At 73.0% G+C, this 19,476-nt stretch carries 12 protein-coding genes; 2 read left to right on the plus strand and 10 right to left on the minus strand.

The features are described 5' to 3' along the window. Positions 1-97: 97 nt before the first annotated feature. From ACFWPI_RS09425 to ACFWPI_RS09445, 5 genes are all read right to left on the minus strand, one after another. Complete coding sequence (locus tag ACFWPI_RS09425; protein ID WP_380424708.1) at positions 98-1,066, minus strand: hypothetical protein; 969 nt, start codon at positions 1,064-1,066, stop codon at positions 98-100. Next, positions 1,063-1,791, minus strand: coding sequence for an RNA polymerase sigma factor SigM (gene sigM, locus ACFWPI_RS09430; RefSeq protein WP_380379737.1), 729 nt, complete (start codon positions 1,789-1,791; stop codon positions 1,063-1,065). Before sigM ends, ACFWPI_RS09425 begins: the two co-directional genes overlap by 4 nt. Positions 1,792-1,833: 42 nt before the next feature. Next, positions 1,834-3,849, minus strand: a complete 2,016-nt coding sequence (locus ACFWPI_RS09435) for a protein kinase family protein (protein ID WP_380379734.1) — start codon at positions 3,847-3,849, stop codon at positions 1,834-1,836. A gap of 307 nt (positions 3,850-4,156) precedes the next feature. Next, positions 4,157-6,640 (minus strand): murein biosynthesis integral membrane protein MurJ, encoded by a 2,484-nt coding sequence (gene murJ / locus ACFWPI_RS09440; RefSeq protein WP_380379732.1) that lies wholly within the window; start codon positions 6,638-6,640, stop codon positions 4,157-4,159. A 57-nt stretch (positions 6,641-6,697) separates the two neighbouring features. Next, complete coding sequence (locus ACFWPI_RS09445; protein ID WP_380379729.1) at positions 6,698-9,277, minus strand: DUF6049 family protein; 2,580 nt, start codon at positions 9,275-9,277, stop codon at positions 6,698-6,700. 355 nt (positions 9,278-9,632) lie between these two features. Here ACFWPI_RS09445 and ACFWPI_RS09450 point away from each other — a divergent pair, with 355 nt between their 5' ends. Beyond that, positions 9,633-11,033, plus strand: a complete 1,401-nt coding sequence (locus ACFWPI_RS09450; RefSeq protein ID WP_380379740.1) for a CCA tRNA nucleotidyltransferase — start codon at positions 9,633-9,635, stop codon at positions 11,031-11,033. Positions 11,034-11,091: 58 nt separating this feature from the next. Here the strand turns inward: ACFWPI_RS09450 and ACFWPI_RS09455 are convergent, their stop codons facing one another. From ACFWPI_RS09455 to ACFWPI_RS09475, 5 genes are all read right to left on the minus strand, one after another. Next, positions 11,092-12,144 carry a hypothetical protein gene (locus tag ACFWPI_RS09455; protein ID WP_063348477.1) on the minus strand — a complete coding sequence of 351 codons (1,053 nt, stop codon included), beginning with the start codon at positions 12,142-12,144 and terminating at the stop codon, positions 11,092-11,094. Positions 12,145-12,178: 34 nt separating this feature from the next. Then, on the minus strand, positions 12,179-12,838 hold the full coding sequence (locus ACFWPI_RS09460) for a hypothetical protein (protein ID WP_380379727.1): 660 nt from the start codon (positions 12,836-12,838) through the stop codon (positions 12,179-12,181). A 96-nt stretch (positions 12,839-12,934) separates the two neighbouring features. Further along, positions 12,935-14,272, minus strand: coding sequence for an MFS transporter (locus ACFWPI_RS09465; protein WP_380379725.1), 1,338 nt, complete (start codon positions 14,270-14,272; stop codon positions 12,935-12,937). Between the two features lie 140 nt (positions 14,273-14,412). After that, complete coding sequence (locus ACFWPI_RS09470) at positions 14,413-15,495, minus strand: inositol-3-phosphate synthase (RefSeq protein ID WP_063348479.1); 1,083 nt, start codon at positions 15,493-15,495, stop codon at positions 14,413-14,415. Between the two features lie 126 nt (positions 15,496-15,621). Next, complete coding sequence (locus ACFWPI_RS09475) at positions 15,622-16,323, minus strand: PadR family transcriptional regulator (RefSeq protein WP_063348480.1); 702 nt, start codon at positions 16,321-16,323, stop codon at positions 15,622-15,624. A 354-nt stretch (positions 16,324-16,677) separates the two neighbouring features. Here ACFWPI_RS09475 and ACFWPI_RS09480 point away from each other — a divergent pair, with 354 nt between their 5' ends. Further along, positions 16,678-19,341 (plus strand): transglycosylase domain-containing protein, encoded by a 2,664-nt coding sequence (locus tag ACFWPI_RS09480; RefSeq protein WP_380379722.1) that lies wholly within the window; start codon positions 16,678-16,680, stop codon positions 19,339-19,341. The last annotated feature ends 135 nt before the right edge of the window (positions 19,342-19,476 follow it).

Genomic DNA, 19,476 nt, shown 5'->3' on the forward strand with positions numbered 1-19,476 from the left:
CAGTACCAGGCGACCGCACTGTGGGAGCGGCGCGGCGCCCTGCTCGTCGATCGCATGGGAACGGAGCCCGGATCCCCGGGGCGCCCGCCCCGGGACGTCAACGGGTGGGCACGGTGCGCTGCAGCACGACCGGGCCGCAGTCGGGGGAGCGCAGGTAGACGTCTGCGAACCCGGGCCGGCCGGGCGCCGGGTAGACCAGGACCTCGACCGGGGTGCCCGCGTAGCTGCCGTGGTCGGTGGCCAGCGGCACGCCCTCGGCGAGGGCCTGGCAGGACGGCGGGGAGGACGGCGGGGAGGCCTGGGTGGTGAGCTCCTGGCGGCCGTCGGCGGGCATCGCGGCGGAGGGCTTGGCGGGCCCGGTCGGGCGCAGCCCGGGGGCGGTGCCCGACCGGGCCAGCAGCTGCTGGATCTGGGCGGCGAGCTGGTCGTCCTGGTAGGTCGGGCCGGCCCCCGCGGCGTGGTCGGCGCGGGGGCTCTGCGTCGTGCCGGGGCTTGCGCCGGTGCCGAGGGAGGCGGAGGCGGGGGCGCCGGCGGACAGCGTCGGGTGCTGGTCGTCCTGGCCGGCCGGGTGCAGCAGCAGGGCTGCGCCGAGGGCGATGGCGGCCAGGGCGGCGGTCGCGCCGAGCAGCAGGCCGGCGCGCCGCCGCCGGGGGCGGGGGCGGCCCGGGCCGGTGGGCGCGGCGGGCCGGGAAGGGGGTGCGGCGGGCGCCGCGGCGCCCCGGGGGGCCAGGGTGGGGGTGGCGGCCCGGGAGGCCGCGAGGGGGGCGTTCTCGGCCTCCTCCTCCTCCTCCGCTGCGGAGGCGGCGGCCGCGCCGAGGGCGGCGTCCAGCCGGGCGGCGATGTCGGCGGGCATCGGCGGGGCCTCGACGGCGCCGAGCAGTGCCTGGACCTCGCCGAGCGCGTCGGCGGTCTCGCGGCACTCGGCGCAGTCGTCCAGGTGTCGGCGCAGCGTCCGGGCGGCGTCGGCGGACTCGACCAGCCCCTCGGCGAGGTCGGCGAGCTCGTCGACGGAGGGGTGGGCCTCGGCGGGGCCGGTGGGGCCGGAGGAGGAGAGGTGGGCCGTCATCGCGTGCTCGCGTCTCCTTCCAGAACCGTCCGACCGGTGTTCGGGCCTGTCCCTGTGACGGTGCGGGTGCCCGTCGGGTTCCCCGGCGCGTTCCGCCGAGGTGGCGCGGCCGCGCCGGGGGCGTTCGGTGTTTCACGTGAAACATCCGGTCCGCCACCGCCGCTCTCGCGCAGATGGCGAACCAGCGGGAGCAGCCGGGCCCGGCCCCGGGCGCAGCGGCTCTTCACCGTGCCCACCGGGACGCCCAGCAGCTCGGCGGCCTCGGCGACGGGGTAGCCCTGCATGTCGACCAGGACGAGTGCGGCCCGCTGCTCGGCGGGCAGTTCGGCGAGCGCGGCGGCCAGCTCGCGCTGCACCTCGGCCCGGACCACCGGGGAGTCGGCCGGTTCCGCGGCGCCGACCAGGGTGTCCAGGCGCCGCGGGTCCTCGTCGAGCGGGGTGGTGCGGCGGGTGGCGCTGCGCCGGGCGCGGTCCAGACAGGCGTTGACCACGATCCGGTGCAGCCAGGTGGTGACCGCCGAGCGGCCCTGGAAGCCGGGGGCGGCGCGGAAGGCGGAGACCAGGGCGTCCTGGAGGGCGTCGGCGGCCTCCTCGCGGTCGCCCAGGGTGCGCAGGGCGACCGCCCAGAGCCGGTCGCGGTGGCGGTTCACCAGGAGGCCGAAGGCGTCCGGGTCGCCGGCGACGTGCCGGGCGAGCAGCGCCGCGTCGTCCTCCGCCACCGTCACCCCTCGCCCCCCTCGCCGTCGTCCTGGAGACCGGACCGCCGGTCAGCCGGAGACCTTCACCTCGGCGACCTGCCCGCGGAACCTGCCGTCCGTATCCTTCGGCAGGCTGGTCAGCCAGATCAAGAGGTAGCGCGTGTTCGTCGGGGTGCTGAGAGCGAAGTCGACGGTGGTGCCGCTCTTCTTCCCCACGGCCGTGAAGGAGGCCAGCGGCGCCTTCTGCGGGTTGTCCGCCGCCTGACCGTTCGGGATCCGCAGCTCGGCCGTGGTGGTGCCGACGAACTGGACGCTCACCGAGTTGACGCCGTGCGGCGAGCCGAGATCGATCAGCAGGCCGGTGCCTTCCTTGTAGCCGCCCGGGACGAACTGGTCGTCGTAGCCGAAGGTCGGCCAGCTCGTGCTGGGGTCGCCGTCGATGGCCTTGGGGAGGGCCCAGGCGGATTCCGCCGAATCGCCCTTCGGGTTGTACGAGAGGGCGGCCTTGGGCGCGATCGGCGTCGGGTTGTGGGTGCTGGCCTGCGGGGTCGGTGCGTCGCTGGTGGCCGAGGTCTGCGGGGAGGTGGTCGGGCCGGTGTTGCGCAGGGTGTCCACGAACTGCCAGGAGGCGACGCCGATGGCGCCCAGGGCGACCGTCCAGGCCGTCGCCTTGACCACCCGGCGCAGCCGTCGCCGGGTGCGCCGGCTCGCGGTCGGCCGGGACGAGGCGGGCAGCGGGGCGACCGCCGGGTCGGCCACCCGGGTCGGGTTGGGCGCGGTCGGCAGCGCGTGGGTGTTGTGCCGGGGCGGGGCCGGGAAGGGGGGCAGCTCCGGTTCGGGCTGGCGGATCCGGGGCATCTGCGCGATCGCCCGGGTCAGCTCCTCCGGGGTGGTGATCGGCTCGGCGTGGTGCGGCGGGTGGTCGAACAGGGCCCGCGCGGCCAGCTCGGACAGGCCCTTGTGGACGCCCGCGCGGACCTGGTCCGGCGCGGCGTTCTGGAGGCCCTTGGGCAGGCCCTGGAGGTCGTAGCGGTCCTCCGGGTAGGGCCAGCGGTGGGTGAGCGCGGCGAACAGCAGGGCGCCGATCGCGCGGGTGTCGGTGCGCTCGGAGCCGTCGGTGCCGTCCTCGTCGGGCAGCCCGCGCAGGGCGGCGTCCACCGCGATGCCGTTGATCCGGTACTGGCCGCTGTCGGTGCGCAGCACGCAGCGCGGGGTGAGCCGCAGGTGGGCCTGGCCGCGCCGGTGGGCGGCGGCGACCGCGTCGGTCACCTGGCGGACCATCTGGTACGCCTCGTGCGGCTCCATCGGGCCGTCGGCGAGCAGCTTGGCGAGGTCGGAGGCGTGCGGCAGCCACTCCCGCACGACGTAGACCAGCTCGCCCTCCTGGACGGCGTCCAGGACCTGGACGAAGCGCGGGTCGCCGAGCAGGGCGGCGGACTTGGCGGCGGCGAGCACCTTGCGGGCGCGCTGGTGGCCGGAGGCCATCAGGTGGACGCCGACGGCCCGGCGCAGCTTCTCGTCGACCGCGCGCCAGCTGCTGAAGGTCTCGGTCTGGGAGATGCACTCCTCCAGCCGGTACCGGTGGCCGATCATGTCGCCGCTGTGCCGCAGCGGGGCGGGGAGGGTGCGGGGCAGGGTGGCGGTGTCGCGCGGGTCGACGGTGGGCTGCGGGTCGGTGGGGCGGCGCTTGGCGGCTGCGGGCTCCGGGGCGGCGGGCTTGCGCCGGACGGTGCCGGCGGCCAGCTCGGCGGCGATCTCGTGGACCGAGAGCGGAGCGGTGATCTCCGAGGTCTCCTCGCCGCGGGGGGCGTCCTGGCCGACGTCGGAGAGGTCGGAGAGGTCGGAGGGCTCGGAGGGGTCGGAGGGGTCGGCGGCGTCGGTGTCCGGGTCCGGGTCGGCGGCCACCGGGGTGTCCGGGGCGGCGCCCCGGTCCTCGGAGGCGTCCTGGGAGGAGGCGTCGGCGACGGCGCCCGCCGGGGCTGCCTTCCCCGCCGTGAGCTCGTCGATCGCCGCGGCCAGTGCGGCCTCGTCCGCCGCCGCGTCAGCTGCTGACGTGTCGACGACCGCCTTGGTGCCATCAGCCACCGTGGTCCTGCCTCCCCTTGTGTCGCCCCGGCTTGAGAGAGTCGCTGGAGCCCGCGGGTTGGCGGCCACGTGCTCCAGGACAATTGTGCCCACTCTTCTCCACCGAGTACGACCGCTGAGGGGCGCGCTCGGTTGCGTGCTGGTGGAGAGATGTGGTGCAGATCCGACACCGGGCCGCCATCTCGCGGCCCGGGCGGAGCCGGGCGCGGGCGGCGGCCCGGCACCCGGCCGGACGGGCGGAGGAGCCGGTGGCTCCCGTCGACACCCGGTCAGGGCGTCCGCTCGTCCGGTCGGTCGGTGTGGTGGATCAGCGGCCCAGCCGGCCGCGCACCATGCCGAGCATGGCGTTTAGCTCCTCGATCCGCAGGCGCTTCGCGATGAGCACGAACACGGCCAGCTGGAGGCCGCCGCCCGCGACGAGGGACAGCACGCTGCCCAGCCAGCCGTCCAGCACCTGCTGGACCGCCAGGCTGACGCCGAGGCCGACCAGCGCGGACGGCACGCCGGCGGTGGCCAGTCGGCTGTAGGTCTTGCCGATCCGCTTGCTGTCCAGCCCGCCGATCTTCTTCTTCAACTTCGGCAGTGCGACCGTCACCCCGACGGCGTAGGCCAGACCATAGCCGAAGGACATCCCGATCACGGCCCACTGGGCGGGCAGCGTGAACCAGCAGACCACCGAGAACCCGGCCTGGCAGACCGCGACCCAGACGGTGTTGGAGAACGGCGTCCGGGTGTCCTCGTAGGCGTAGAAGCCGCGCAGCATGACGTACTGGGCCGAGTACGGGATCAGCCCGAGCGCGAAGGCCGAGAGCATCAGGCCGACGTTGGAGGCGTTGTCCAGGGCCCGGTCACCGCCGCCGATCCCGTAGATCGAGCGGGCGATCGCCGGGCCGAGCGACAGGAACAGGAAGGCGCCCGGGACGACCGCCACCGCGGTGGTGCGCAGCCCGTACGACAGGTCGTCGCGGACGGCGCCGGCGTCCTCGTCGGCCGCCGCCCGGGAGAGCCGGGGGAGCACCGCGCTCATGATCGAGACGGTGATCACGGCCTGCGGGAGCTGCCAGATCAGCAGGGCGTTGGAGAACGCCGCGAGGCCGACGCCCTCGTGGCCGCCCTTCTCGGCGGCGCTGCCGGCGGCGGTGGCCAGCTGGGTGATGACCAGGAAGCCGGCCTGGTTGGCGAGCACGAAGAAGAAGGTCCACTTGGCCAGCCGGGCGGCCTTGCCCAGGCCGTGGCCGCGCCAGTCGAAGCGCGGCCGGTAGCGGAAGCCGGCCGACCGCAGGTACGGGATCATCGCCAGCGACTGGACGACCAGGCCGAGCAGGGTGCCGAGGCCGAGCAGCCGGACGCCCTCGGGCGAGATGCCCTCGGGCGTCACGTGCGTGCCGCTGTAGCCGCCGTACACCCAGATGTAGGCGCCGAAGGTGAAGATCACCACGATGTTGTTGAGGACCGGGGTCCACATCATCGCGCCGAACCGGCCGCGGGCGTTGAGGATCTGCCCCATCACCACGTGGACGCCCATGAAGAAGATGGTCGGCAGGCAGTACCGGGCCAGCGCGACCGTGGTCTCGGCGCGGTCCGCGTTCTCCATCATCGAGTGCGAGATCAGCTGCACCAGCAGCGGTGCCCCGAGCACCGCGAGGAACACCACGCCGCCGAGCCCGACCATCACCAGGGTGAGCAGCCGGTTGGCGTACGCGGTGCCGCCGTCCTCGTCGTTCTTCATGCTGCGCACCAGCTGCGGCACGAAGACGGCGTTTAGCGCGCCGCCGCCGATCAGGATGTAGAGCAGAGTCGGCAGGGTGTAAGCGGCGTTGTACGAGTCGCCCATGGCGGCGACGCCGATGGCGGCGGTGATCACCATGGTCCGGACGAAGCCGGTGCCGCGGGAGACCAGCGTGCCGGCCGCCATGATCGCGCTGGAGTTCAGCAGGCTCGCGACCTTGCCGCCGCCGCCGGCCGCCGGGGCGGGCTCGGCCGCGGGCGCCGGCTGTGCGGCGCGCTCCTCGGCGACGAGGTCCGCCAGCGGCTCCACCGCCGGCGGCACCGCCACGGCGGCCACCTGCATGGTGGCCTCGTCCTCGGAGAGCGGCGGGTCGAACTCGATCGGGGGGACGAAGGGGCGGTGCCCGTCCGGGCCGGCGTACTGCTGCTGCCCCGGGTAGCCGCCCACCGGCGGGTACGGCGCGGGGGCGTGCGGCGGCCCGGCAACGGGGGGCGGGGGCGCGACCGGCGGTGCCATCGGGTGCACCGGGGCGGGCGGGGGCACCGGCGGCTGGGCCGCCGCCTGCGCCTGGTGGCCGCCGAACAGCGCGTCCACCCCGACGTACTCGGTGGTCTCGCTGTCCCAGGTCGAGTGCGCCGGGCCCGGCTCCCACTGCGGCCGGGGCTGCTCCTGGCCGCCCCACTGGCCGCCGCCGGCCGGGGCCGGGGCCTCCTGCCAGGCGGCCTGCACCGGGGTGTCCCAGCCGGGCTGCACGGGCGGCACCGGGGCCGCGAACGGCGTCGGCGCCGAATACTGCGCCGGCGGCACCGGCGTCGGGTAGCCGCCGCCCTGCGGCGGCAGCTGCGGCGGCACGTCGTACGCGGTGGCCGGCGGCTGAGGTGCCGCGGGCCGGTCGGCCCGCAGACCGTACGGGTCCTGGCCGGCCTGCGGGTTCCCGTACGCGTCGGCCGCGTACGGGTCCTGGGCGTAGGTGTCGGCCACGTACCAGTCGCCGGACGGCGACTCGGCGCCCGGCCGGTTCTCACCGCGGCCCGGCGGCCGCTCCTCGCTGCGCCCGGTCATGTCACCTCTTCGCTGTCGTGGGGGAGGCCGGCCCGGCGTTGCGGGGGGTCGGCGGTATCAAGGACCAACCTTCTCATCACTGGCGGTCCGATCCCGGCCATCCGCGTTGCTGCCGCGCGGTGTCTGCGCGGGGCCGGCCTCGGCGGATCCGCCGCCGGAGCCGTCTTCGGGGCCGCCGCCGGGGCCGTTCCCGGAGGGTTCGCCGGCACCGCCCCCGGCCTCGCCGTCGGGCTTCTCCCCGCTCGCGTCCCCGCCCGCGTCCTGCGCCCCGTCCCGGGCCTCGTCCGCCGCCGGGGCCGGTGCGCCGTCCGCCGCCGGGCCGTCGACCGGCTGGTCGCCGTCGGCGTGCGGCTGCCCGGCCCGCCGCTTGCGCTGCCGCACGAAGCGCAGCGCGGCCAGCAGCAGCAGGCCGGCGGCGGCCGCGAAGACGTACAGCACGCCGTTGGTCACCGAGGTGACCTCCACTGTGAACTGCTGCGGTGTGCCGTACTTCTGCGGGTTGGGGCCGGTGGTCCAGAGCTGGGCGGTCATGGTGACCGGGCCGTTGTTGCGCGCCTCGGCCTGGAACCGGAGGGTGGCGCTCTGAGCGGCGGGGATGACCAGTTCCTCCTCCTTGCCCACCCGCAGCCGGTTCGGCTGGGTCGAGGTGAGCACCAGCTTGAGGTTGGTGACGGTCTGGGTGAGGTCGTTGCGGACGCTGACCGGCACCAGGCCGGTGTCGCCGGCGAGGGTGACGACGTTCTTCTTCGTCACCCGGACGGCTCCGGTCAGTTCGTCCAGGTACTTGGCGACGTCCGCGCGGTAGGTGCTGCCGGCCGCCGCGTCGGTGCGCCACGCGGTGGACAGCGAGCGGACCATCGCGGCGCTGAACGGGCCGCGCACCCGCTGCGGCAGGGTGAGCACCCGCATCAGCGTGTCCAGGTTCTGCTGGATCTCGTCGGTGCTGCTCAGCTCGGCCGCGGACAGCTCCGAGGCCCGGACCTGGGCCGGGTAGTCGGCGGCCGCCGGGACGGCGGTGTTGGCCTTCTGGTCGGGCGAGGCCTGGGCGAGGGTGTCCAGCTTGACCGGGGCGAGCCACTTGTTGTCGGAGGCCGTCTGCAGGGCGTCCGCCAGCACCTTGGCGGTGCTCGCGGTCAGGTCGCGCGGCGGCATCACCAGCAGGCCGCGCTGGTTCTGCGGCTGCTCGTGGGTGATCGTGTAGGTCTCGGCGAGGAAGCGCTGGTTCGCCTTGGTCTGCGCCTGCGGGGAGGCGAGGTCGGTCTGGAACAGCGAGGAGACGGTCTCGTCGGCGACCACCGCGTTCTGCCCGCTGCCGATCGGGCGCACCGCGGTCGGGGTGTAGTTCATCGCGTCCGGCTCCGGCATGCTCGCGCCGTTGACCAGGACCAGGCCGTTGCCGGCCTGCTGGGCGATGCCCGCGATCTGCTGGTCCAGGTAGCCCTGGTACGGCCAGGCCACGTCCGAGCGGGTGTCGACGGACAGCCGGCCCTCGACGGTGAGCCGGCCGGCGGTGGCCGCCTTGCCCAGGGCGGTGCCCATCCCGGTCAGGTCGGCGCCGTTGTGCGCGATCGAGGCGAGGTCCGGGTCGGCGTAGGGCAGCGACACCACCTGGCCGCCCGGCTTGGCGACGGCGGCCCGCAGCTTGTCCAGCCAGGCGGTGGCGGCGGCCTGGCCGGTGCCGGGGACGGTGTTGTCGTCCTTGGCCGGCTTGCCGACGTCCTGGCCCGGCTTCTGCACCCGGTACGGCCTGGTCATCGCGAACGCGGTGTCCAGCAGGTCCGGGTCGACCACCCAGGTCAGCCCGGTCATCTTGGCCCCGGTGTCCACCAGCTCGTACAGCCGGCCGCCCGGGGAGAACTCGGCGGTCAGGCTGTCGTCGCGCAGGACGGGGACGGGCTGGTCGTTGTCGGAGTAGGTCTGCGCGGCCAGCACCGGCGCGTGCACCAGCGGCCAGAGCGTGGTGACCTTGCTGGGCTGTGCCTCGGCGCCGCCCGGGTTGTACGGCAGGAAGGTCCGGGCGATGCCCAGCGGCCGGTCGCGCTGGTTGTCGGCGGTCGAGCCCCAGGCGTCCACCGCGAGCTCGTAGACGCCGCTGTCGGACAGCCCGAGGTCGCTCACCGAGACGCTCAGGGTGTAGGGCTGGTTCTGGCCCGGACCCAGCTCCGGCAGGGCGTACTGCGGGCTGTCCAGCTCCACGCCGTCGGAGTTGGTCGGGCCGCTGCGGGTGGTCACCAGGGACAGGTCGCTGCGCCGCTGCAGCGGCTTGCTGGACAGCGGCTTGCGGACGGCCGCGTGGGCGTTCTTGACCGCGGCCTTGCCGGTGTTGGTGACGTGCCCGGTGATCTTCACGATGCCGTTCGGGCTGGCCACCTGCGGTGCCACCGTCTCGATGGTCATCTCCACCGGGTACTCGGCCGAGACGCCGTTGTCGGTGGTCGGCCGGACGCCGCCCCCGGCGGGTAGCGCCGCGGCCGGGGCGACCGCTGAGAACAGGGCCAGGGCGGCCCCGCAGACGGCGGCGAGGCGGCGGGCCGCCCGCCCCGCGCGCCGCCCCGTACCGTGCCCTTCGACGGGGCGTTCGGTCCTTCCGGGCCGTCGTTCCGCCCCCAGGCCCGAGTGCCGTGCCGGCTCACTCACTCGTTCCGCCCTCGCCGTTCTCGATCGCTCGCTGCTGATGCTGTTCGCTTGACGTTCTTCGCTCGACGCAGTTCGCCGCGCTGGTGCCGCGGGAGCTCCGCCGGCCACGGCGGCACGCGACACCGCATCCCCTGTCCGGTGCCCGAGACTCGTCCACCGGCATGGTAACGATGCAGCCCGCGGTGCAGTGTTGCGGGCCTTGGGGTGAGACGCCCAAAACGCGCGGGCGGTTGACCTGTCGGGCCACGTACTCTTGTGAGCCGTGTCCACTGCCAATGAGTCCACCGCGCACCTCGACCGTTCCAGCACCGCCGTCCAGGCCGTCCCAGGCCTGAGCGAGGCCCAGACCCTGGGGCTGCAAGAGCTGCTGCGGGTGTCGCCGGTGGCCGACGAGATCGCCCGTCGGTTCGAGGCGGCCGGCCACCGGCTGGCCCTGGTCGGCGGCTCGGTGCGGGACGCCCTGCTCGGCCGGCTCGGCAACGACCTGGACTTCACCACCGACGCCCGCCCGCAGCAGGTGCTCAGGCTGGTCAAGGGCTGGGCGGACGCGGTCTGGGACGTCGGCATCGCCTTCGGCACGGTCGGCGCCCGCAAGGACACCCCCGAGGGCTCCTTCCTGATCGAGATCACCACCTACCGCTCCGAGGCGTACGACCGGACCTCCCGCAAGCCCGAGGTCACCTACGGCGACACCATCGAGCAGGACCTGGTCCGCCGGGACTTCACCGTCAACGCGATGGCCGTCGACCTGCCCGGCCGCGGCTTCGTCGACCCGCACCACGGCCTGGACGACCTGGAGGCCCGGGTGCTGCGCACCCCCGCGACCCCCGAGGAGTCCTTCTCCGACGACCCGCTGCGGATGATGCGCGCCGCCCGCTTCGCCGCCCAGCTCGACTTCGAGCCGGCCCCCGAGGTCGTCGCCGCGATGACCGCGATGGCCGAGCGGATCACCATCGTGTCCGCCGAGCGCGTCCAGGCCGAGCTGAACAAGCTGCTGCTGGCCAAGCACCCGGTGAAGGGCCTGCGGCTGCTGGTCGACACCGGCCTGGCCGACCACGTGCTGCCCGAACTGCCCGCACTGCGGCTGGAGCGCGACGAGCACCACCGGCACAAGGACGTCTACGAGCACTCGCTGACCGTCCTGGAACAGGCCGTCGACCTGGAGCAGGACGGCCCGGACCTCACCCTGCGGCTGGCCGCGCTGCTGCACGACATCGGCAAGCCGCGCACCCGCCGCTTCGAGTCGGACGGCCGGGTCTCCTTCCACCACCACGAGGTGGTCGGCGCCAAGATGACCCGCAAGCGGATGCGCGAGCTCAAGTACTCCAAGGAGCGCACCGAGGACGTCTCGCAGCTGGTCGAGCTGCACCTGCGCTTCCACGGCTACGGCGGCGGCGAGTGGACGGACTCCGCGGTGCGCCGCTACGTCACCGACGCCGGACCGCTGCTGGAGCGCCTGCACAACCTCACCCGCTCCGACTGCACCACCCGCAACCGCAAGAAGGCGGCGGCGCTGTCGCGCACCTACGACGGCCTGGAGCAGCGGATCACCGAGCTGAAGGCCCAGGAGGAGCTGGACGCCGTCCGCCCGGCGCTGGACGGCAACCAGATCATGGAGCTGCTCGGGCTCAAGCCCGGCCCGCAGGTCGGCAAGGCGTACAAGCACATGCTCGAACTCCGGCTGGAGCACGGCCCGCTGGAGCACGACGCGGCGGTGGCCGCGCTGCGGGCCTGGTGGGCCGAGCAGCAGGGCTGAGAGGTGCTGCGAGGGGTGGCCCCGGCCGACGCCGGGACCACCCCTCGGGCGTGCCGGGTCAGCCGTGGAGGCTCTGCAGGCAGAGCACGTAGTTGAGGGCCGGCAGGTTGGAGTAGGTGCGGGTGTAGGTGCTGTCCGACTTCGGCTGCTTCTCGCAGACCTTCTCGTCGGAGGTGGCCAGGTACTTGAAGACCACCTTGTACTGGGCGCGGGAGTCGCCGCAGGGCAGCATGGTGATCTTCGGGTTGGCGTCGTGGGTCGCGCCGGTGCCGTTCTCGTTGCGCAGGCAGTCGCCGGGGTTGGCCCGGTCGATGCTGTCGGCAGCGGTGCTGGGGGCGGTCGGCGGCGGCAGCGTGATGGTGGGCACCGGCGGCATGCTGAACGTCGGCGAGGGGAACGGCCGCGGAGTGTAGGTCGGCGGCGGCGAGAAGGTGGTCACCGGGGGCACCGTCACCGTCGGTATCGCGATCGGCGCGACCGGGTCGTCCTTCTTCGGGCCGAGCACCCCGGTGGCGGCCAGGACCAGCGTGACGACCACCGAGAGCGGCAGCAGCAGCATCAGCGCGTGCGGCCGCCGGCCCAGCGGGACGCCGGGGTCGAGCTGGGGGCCGTGGCTGCCCGGGACGGGCGGCGGCAGCCGCTTGACCTTGCCGTTGGCGGCGAGGTTCAGCAGCAGGGTGATCGGCGCCAGCAGCACCGACGCCGGGCTCCACCAGCCCTGGACCAGGGTGCGGGCGGACAGGTCGCGCACCGTGGCCGTCCCGCAGGTGCGGCAGAACGGGCCCGGCATCCGCAGCATCCGGTAGGCCAGGACCAGGCCCTGGTGGCCGCGGACGGTGGCGTCCACGGCCGGGAAGCCGCCGCAGAAGCGGCAGGCGGGCCCGTCCTGCGGCGCCGGTGGCGGGTACCCGTACCCGTAGCCGGGCGCGGGCTGGGGAGGGTAGCCGTACGGCTGGTCGGGCGGCGGCGGGGCGGCCGGGTAGCCGTAGCCGGGCGGCGGGCCCGGCGGCGGGGGCGGGGTCGGCCGGCCGTAGGGGTTGCCGGTGGCGTACGGGTTGCCGTCGTCGGGCGGCGGGGCGCCGTACGGCAGCTGGGGCGGCGGAACGGACAAGAGGTCCCCCGGGGATGCGGTGGTGGTGGAGAGGTCAGGCCTTCCCCGGCAGCGGGGCGCCGGCCGGGGTCATCGGGCCGAGGCAGAGCACGTACCGCTTCTTGTTCCAGCGGCGTCCGCTCTTGCCCGAGACGGCGCTGGTGGTCTGCGGCGTCTGCCGGCAGCGGTTCACGTCGGTGGTGTCGCCGAACGTCGACAGGACCCGGTAATTCGCTTTGGCGTCAGTGCACTTGACGATCTCGACATCGCGGGTGCCGCTCACCCGGACGCAGTCGCCGGGCTTGGCGCTGCTGACGCTCGGGCCGCTGACGAAGTAGCCGACGGCCAGCGCGAGGCAGCCGCCGACCAGGCCGACGATCCGCAGCTTCGCCTTGACGCCGCGCTTCGCGGGGGGCGTCTCGGCGGCGGAGGCGGGCGGCGGGTAGCCGTACGGGCCGGCGGGCGGCTGCTGGCCGTACGGCGGCTGGGCGCCGTAGCCGGGCGGCTGCTGGCCGTAGGCCGGGGGCGGTCCGAAGCCGGGCGGTGCGGGCTGGGGTGGTCCGGGCTGGGGCGGCCCGGGCGGGGGCGGTCCGAAGCCGGGCGGTGCGGGCTGGGGCTGCGACGGGATGTACGGCACCTGCCCGTACGGCGGGGCCGGCTGCGGGGGCGGCCCGTACGGCGGAGGTGGCCCGTACGGGCCGGGCGGTGTGCTCATCAGTTCGTCCCCCGAGGCCGAGTGCTGTCGCTGCGACAGGTCTGACGTACCTTAGCGACTCGGTCGGACGCCACCGTTCCGAGGGGCCGAGGGCCTTCAGGAGACCCGGTCGCCGGGGAGCGGCCCGTACCGCCGGGCGGAGCGCAGGTAGAGGAGCGCCGAGAGCCCGTACACCGCGGCGACCCCGACGACCACCACGACCGAGCGGCCGGAGAGCGGCAGCACCAGCGCCGTGACCAGGGCGGCGGTCACGAAGGCGACGTTGAACAGCACGTCGTAGATCGCGAAGACCCGGCCGCGGTACTCGTCCTCGACCGACTCCTGGACCACGGTGTCGGCGCAGATCTTGGTGCCCTGGGTGACCACCCCGAGCAGCAGCGCCGCGAGCAGGCAGGGCAGCAGGGTGAAGCTCAGGCCGAGCGCCGGGACGAAGACCACCGGGGCCGCCAGGCAGACCGTCATCCAGCCGGCCAGGCCGAGCCGCCGGGTGCACCAGGGGCTGACCAGTGCGGCGACGAAGAACCCGGCGGCGGACAGGCCGACCGCCTGGCCGAGCGTGACCAGTCCGGCCGCGCTGTCGGTCGGGTCGTTGAAGGTGTACCGGGCGAGCATCACCACGACCACGATCAGCACGCCGTAGCAGAACCGGGCCGCGGTGACGGCGGCCAGCGCGTGCACGGCGGGCCGGCAGTCCCGCACCAAGTGGCGCACGGCGGCGCCGAGTTCGACGGCGGCCCGGACCAGCGCCTGGCCGAGCGCCGGGCGGTCGCCGTGCTTCTCCGGGCCGAGCAGGTCGCGGTCCATCCGGCGGGCGGCCAGTGCGGCCGACAGGTAGAGCAGCGCGGCCACCGTGACCAGCGCGGCGTCGGCCTTCGGTCCGGGGGTCATCACCTGGTGCAGCAGGAAGCCGACCCCTCCGCCGGAGGCGGCGGCGACCGTGCCCAGCGTGGGGGAGAGCGCGTTGGCGGTGACCAGCTGGTCCTGCTCGACCACCCGGGGCAGGGCGGCGGACAGGCCGGCCAGGATGAACCGGTTGAGCGCGGTGACCAGCAGCGCCGAGGCGAAGAACAGCCAGGTCGGCGCCTCCGCCAGGAGCAGGGCGCCGGTGACGAGGCCGAGCCCGAAGCGGGCCAGGTTGCCGTAGTAGAGCACCTGGCGGCGGCGCCAGCGGTCCAGCAGCACCCCGGCGAACGGCCCGATCACCGAGAACGGCAGCAGCATCACGGCCAGCACCGAGGCGATGTCGGCGGGGGAGGACTGCTTCTCCGGGGAGAACACGACGTAGGCGGCGAGCGAGACCTGGAAGACGCCGTCCGAGAGCTGGGAGAGCACCCGGGCGGTCAGCAGCCGCCGGAAGTCCCGGCCGCGGAGCAGACCGAGAAGCGTGGCACGGTGTGCGGACTGGTGGGTGCTGCCGTTCTCGGTGATCGCCACCCGCCCAGAGTGCCATGGAACCGGCCGCTGTTTCACGTGAAACATTCGCCGAGAAACGGTGAAGGGCCCACGATCCGATGATCGTGGGCCCTCCGGCGCGGCCGGCGGCGGTCACCCGCCGCCGGCTCCGGCGCTCTACCTCAGCGCTCGACCTCGCCGCGGATGAACTTCTCGACGTTCTCCTTGGCCTCGTCGTCGAAGTACTGCACCGGCGGGGACTTCATGAAGTACGAGGAGGCCGACAGGATCGGGCCGCCGATGCCGCGGTCCTTGGCGATCTTCGCGGCGCGCACGGCGTCGATGATGACACCGGCGGAGTTCGGGGAGTCCCAGACCTCGAGCTTGTACTCCAGGTTCAGCGGGACGTTGCCGAACGCGCGACCCTCCAGGCGGACGTACGCCCACTTGCGGTCGTCCAGCCAGGCCACGTAGTCCGACGGGCCGATGTGGACGTTGTTGGCGCCCATCTCGCGGTCGCGGATCTGCGAGGTGACGGCCTGGGTCTTGGAGATCTTCTTGGACTCCAGGCGCTCGCGCTCGAGCATGTTCTTGAAGTCCATGTTGCCGCCGACGTTCAGCTGCATGGTGCGCTCGAGGATGACACCGCGGTCCTCGAACAGCTTGGCCATCACGCGGTGCGTGATGGTGGCGCCGACCTGGGACTTGATGTCGTCACCGACGATCGGCACGCCGGCCTCGGTGAACTTGTCCGCCCACTCCTTGGTGCCCGCGATGAACACCGGCAGGGCGTTCACGAAGGCGACCTTGGCGTCGATGGCGCACTGGGCGTAGAACTTGGCGGCGGCCTCGGAACCGACGGGCAGGTAGCAGACCAGGACGTCGACCTGCTGGTCCTTGAGGATCTGGACGACGTCGACCGGGGTCTCGTCGGACTCCTCGATGGTCTCCCGGTAGTACTTGCCCAGGCCGTCGAGGGTGTGGCCGCGCTGGACGGTGACGCCGGTCGGCGGCACGTCGCAGATCTTGATGGTGTTGTTCTCGCTGCTGCCGATGGCGTCGGCCAGGTCGAAGCCGACCTTCTTGGCGTCGACGTCGAACGCGGCGACGAACTCCACGTCGCGGACGTGGTACTCACCGAACTGGACGTGCATCAGCCCGGGGACCTTGCCGGCCGGGTCGGCGTCCTTGTAGTACTCGACACCCTGCACCAGCGACGCGGCGCAGTTGCCCACGCCCACGATGGCTACGCGAACCGAACCCATTCCGGTTGCTCCCTGTGATCTCATGAGGGCCGCCGGGGTCGACGGCACTCGTCCTGCTTCTTCGATGACTGCTTGTACGGGCGCGAGGCGCCCACTCCTGCCGCGCGGCACAGGGCTGACGCGGTGTCAGCGCTCCTGGGCGGAGCGCCCCGGGCGGTCGTACGGTGGCCCGGGCGGGTCCTGGGACCCTTCCTCCTGGCCACGGCCGTCCGAAGTCTTGTGGGGTACGGCGGTGGTGTTGCCGCCGGTGGCGGGCCCGGTCCGGCCGGTGCGGTTGGCCCGCTCGGTCTCGATCAGCTCGTTGAGCCACCGGACCTCGCGCTCCACCGACTCCAGTCCGTGCCGCTGCAGTTCGACGGTGTAGTCGTCGAACCGCTCGCGGGCGCGGGCCAGCGAGTTGCGCATCTTCTCCAGCCGCTCCTCCAGCCGGCTGCGACGCCCTTCCAGGACGCGCATCCGCACGGCCCGGTCGGTCTGGCCGAAGAACGCGAAGTGGACGCCGAAGTGCTCGTCCTCCCAGGCGTCGGGCCCGGAGTCGGCGAGCAGCTCCTCGAAGCGCTGCTTGCCTTCGGGGGAGAGCCGGTAGACGGTCTTGGACCGCTTGCCGTTGAGCGCGGTGGCCGGGACGTACTCGACGTCCGGGTTGTCCTCGACCAGGAAGCCCTGGGCGACCAGGCTCTTCAGGCACGGGTAGAGCGTTCCGTACGAGAACGCCCGCAACGTTCCGAGCAGGACGTTGAGCCGCTTGCGCAGCTCGTAGCCGTGCATCGGGGCGTCGTGGAGCAGACCGAGAACGGCGAACTCCAGCACTCCTGAGCGCCTGCCCATTGCCGTCGTCCTCCTTGCCTCTCGGCCGTTGTCCGGCCGCTGCATCGGGCGGTATGCCGCGTCGATGTATCGGCTCGATATATCGAGAACAGTAAACCGGGCCCTCGGAACGGGCAAGGGGGGCGCGCGTGAAGGTGATCACAAGCCGACGCGCAGGAGTGGTTGGCAACGGGCGTGTAATGATCTGCTGCCGTTTTGCGGTCATTGGGGACTGATGCCCGATTAGTTGGGATTCCCGGCTGCGTACGCTGTCGCGTGTGCACGAGGACCACCTCCGGGGTTAGGGCGGTTGGCGGGCATCGGACGTGAACCCTGCCTTCAGGCTGGAACCGCCTGGCGAGGAGTGGCTGCAACATGAGTGAACGACGGCGAAGGACGCCCAGCCCGGGCGGTGACGGGCAGCAGCCCCCGGGTGGTGGTGGCCGTCAGGGCGGACCAGGCCGGGACGAGGTGAGCTCGGACGGCGCCGGCCGCCGGCGCCCCCCGGGCGAACGGGAGACCGCTCAGCAGCCCCGGATGGGCCGCGCCGAGATGCGCAAGGCCGCCCAGAAGGGCGGCAAGGGCGGCCGGCGCGGTGCCGCCGCGGCCTCCGCCTCGGTGGCCGCCGCCGCAGGCCCCGGCAAGAAGCGGTTCATCGACTACCCGCGCTTCGGCAAGACCGGCGTCCGGCGCTGGCTGCCGTCCTGGCGGCAGTGGCTGAGCGCCTTCCTGATCGTCTTCGCCACCTGCGTGGGCGGGGTCTTCTACCTCTACCAGACCACCGAGATCCCGAAGCTCAAAGATCTGATGAAGGACCAGAACACGATCTACTACTGGGCCGACGGCTCGGAGATGACCCGCAAGGGCGAGACCAACCGTCAGATCGTCGAGCTCTCCGACATCAGCCCCAACCTGCAGAACGCCGTGATCGCGGCGGAGAACCAGACCTTCCGCGAGGACAGCGGCATCGACCCCAAGGGCATGCTCCGCGCCGTCTACAACATGGCCAAGGGCGGCGAGACCCAGGGCGCCTCGACGATCACCCAGCAGTACGTGAAGAACGCGTACCTCAGTCAGGAGCAGACCCTCAGCCGCAAGCTGAAGGAGTTCTTCATCACGCTGAAGATCAATCAGAAGATGCAGAAACCGGACATCCTCAAGGGGTACCTGAACACCAGCTGGTTCGGTCGCGGTTCGAACGGCGCCCAGGCCGCCGCACAGGCTTACTACGGGGTCGACGCCAAGGACCTCGACCTCTGTCAGAGCGCCATGCTGGCCGGCCTGTTGAAGGGCGCGTCGTACTACGACCCCAGCAACCCGGCCAACAAGGAGCGGGCCCAGGGGCGGTGGGCCTGGATCCTCGAGAACATGGTGAAGACCAAGGCCATCACCCCGGAGGAGCGGGCGAAGTGCACCACCTTCCCCGACCCGATCCCGCAGAAGCCCAGCTCCAACATGAACGGTGAGGTCAGCTACCTGGTCGACACCGCCAACAAGTACCTGATGGCCACCGACAAGACGATCACCCAGCAGATGATCGACAAGGGCGGCCTGAAGGTCTACACCACCTTCGAGAAGGACAAGGTCGACGCCCTGAAGAAGGCCGTCGACGACGTCAAGGGCGAGAACCTCAACGCCCAGAAGCGCCCCAACAACGACACCTTCATCCAGTTCGGCTCCGCCAGCATCCGCCCCGGCGACGGCGCGATCGTCGCCCTCTACGGCGGCGACGGCGTGGAGAACGGCCACTTCGACAACAACGCCGACGCCATCGGCGTCCAGGTCGGCTCGACCTTCAAGCCCTTCGTGCTGGCGACCGCCATGCAGATCGGCGTCCAGACGGCCACCGACGACAAGGGCAAGCCGAAGCGGATCAACGCCGACAGCCGCTACCTGTCCGACGACATGTCCGAGATCCGCAAGCCGGACGGCTCGCTGGTGATCGGCGACGACGGCAAGCCCTACCGGCAGAAGAACGAGGACTCCGGCAAGCGCGGCTACGTCTCGCTGCGGTCGGCCATGCAGAACTCGTTCAACGTGCCCTTCGTCCAGCTCAACCAGGACGTCGGCGGCCAGAACGTGGCCAACATCGCCGAGCAGATGGGCGTCCGGAAGGAGAGCTTCGCCGACCCGAAGACCCCGACCTTCGCCCTCGGCACCTCCACCATCAGCCCGATCCGGATGGCCACCGCCTACGGCACCCTGGCGGCCAGCGGCAAGGAGGCCGAGCCCTACTCGGTCACCAAGGTCGAGGTGAACGGCACCGAGCGCCCGGGCTTCGGCAAGAAGGACGCCAAGGTCGCCCTGGAGCCGGCCGTCGCGGACAACGTCACCGACGTGCTGGTGAACGTGGTGAAGAACGGTACCGGTTTCAAGGCCAAGGAGCTGGGCCGCCCGGTGGCCGGCAAGACCGGCACCACCGACCAGAACAAGTCGGCCTGGTGGGTCGGCTACACCCCGCAGCTGGTGACCAGCGTCGCGATGTGGCGCGAGGACCCGAGCAAGCACGAGCGGCTGTCGCTCAACGGCACCGGCGGCAAGGAGTCCATCCACGGTGGTGACATCCCGACCGACGTCTTCACCCGGTACATGAAGGCCGCGCTGGCCAACGAGAAGAAGATGGACTTCCCGACCCCGCAGCCGGTCGGCACCCAGGTGGACTCCTCCGGCGCCCCGGTCTCGCCGAGCATGACGCCCACGCCGACGACGAGCGAGACCCCGTCGGCCCCGCCCGCGACCCAGCCGGCCAACAACCAGCCGCCGCCGACCAACAACAACCAGCCGCAGCCGCCCGTGTCCACCCAGGGCCCGGGCTGTGTCCCGGGCGTGGACTGCCCGGGCACGCAGCCGAGCCAGACGCCGTCGCACACCAGGACCAACCCCGGTCCGACGAGCAGCTGCGGCCTCCTCGGCTGCACCACGCCCCCGCCCACGGCGCCGCCGACGGACCCCCCGGCGACGAGCAGCAAGCCGAGCGGCAAGCCGCCGACACCGTCCTCGACCGGCGGTGGCGGTGGGCAGAACGGGCTGTTGCCCTGACCACCACCCGCTGAGCGGATGAACCGAACGGCGGTGGCGGCCCTCTCCGGAGGGCCGCCACCGCCGTTTCGTCATGATTCGCCGTGCCGCCGGGCGACGGAGGCCGGGCCCGTTGCGGGGTCCTCCTCGTCCCGG

Source organism: Kitasatospora sp. NPDC058492, assembly GCF_042720685.1.
Classification (GTDB): domain Bacteria; phylum Actinomycetota; class Actinomycetes; order Streptomycetales; family Streptomycetaceae; genus Kitasatospora.

Bases quoted from the DNA above. Each gene is read 5' to 3' on its own strand.
- ACFWPI_RS09425 (WP_380424708.1), bottom strand. From the start codon at position 1,066: ATGACGGCCCACCTCTCCTCCTCCGGCCCCACCGGCCCCGCCGAGGCC.
- murJ (WP_380379732.1), bottom strand. From the start codon at position 6,640: ATGACCGGGCGCAGCGAGGAGCGGCCGCCGGGCCGCGGTGAGAACCGG.
- ACFWPI_RS09460 (WP_380379727.1), bottom strand. From the start codon at position 12,838: ATGAGCACACCGCCCGGCCCGTACGGGCCACCTCCGCCGTACGGGCCG.
- ACFWPI_RS09470 (WP_063348479.1), bottom strand. From the start codon at position 15,495: ATGGGTTCGGTTCGCGTAGCCATCGTGGGCGTGGGCAACTGCGCCGCG.
- ACFWPI_RS09475 (WP_063348480.1), bottom strand. From the start codon at position 16,323: ATGGGCAGGCGCTCAGGAGTGCTGGAGTTCGCCGTTCTCGGTCTGCTC.
- ACFWPI_RS09480 (WP_380379722.1), top strand. From the start codon at position 16,678: ATGAGTGAACGACGGCGAAGGACGCCCAGCCCGGGCGGTGACGGGCAG.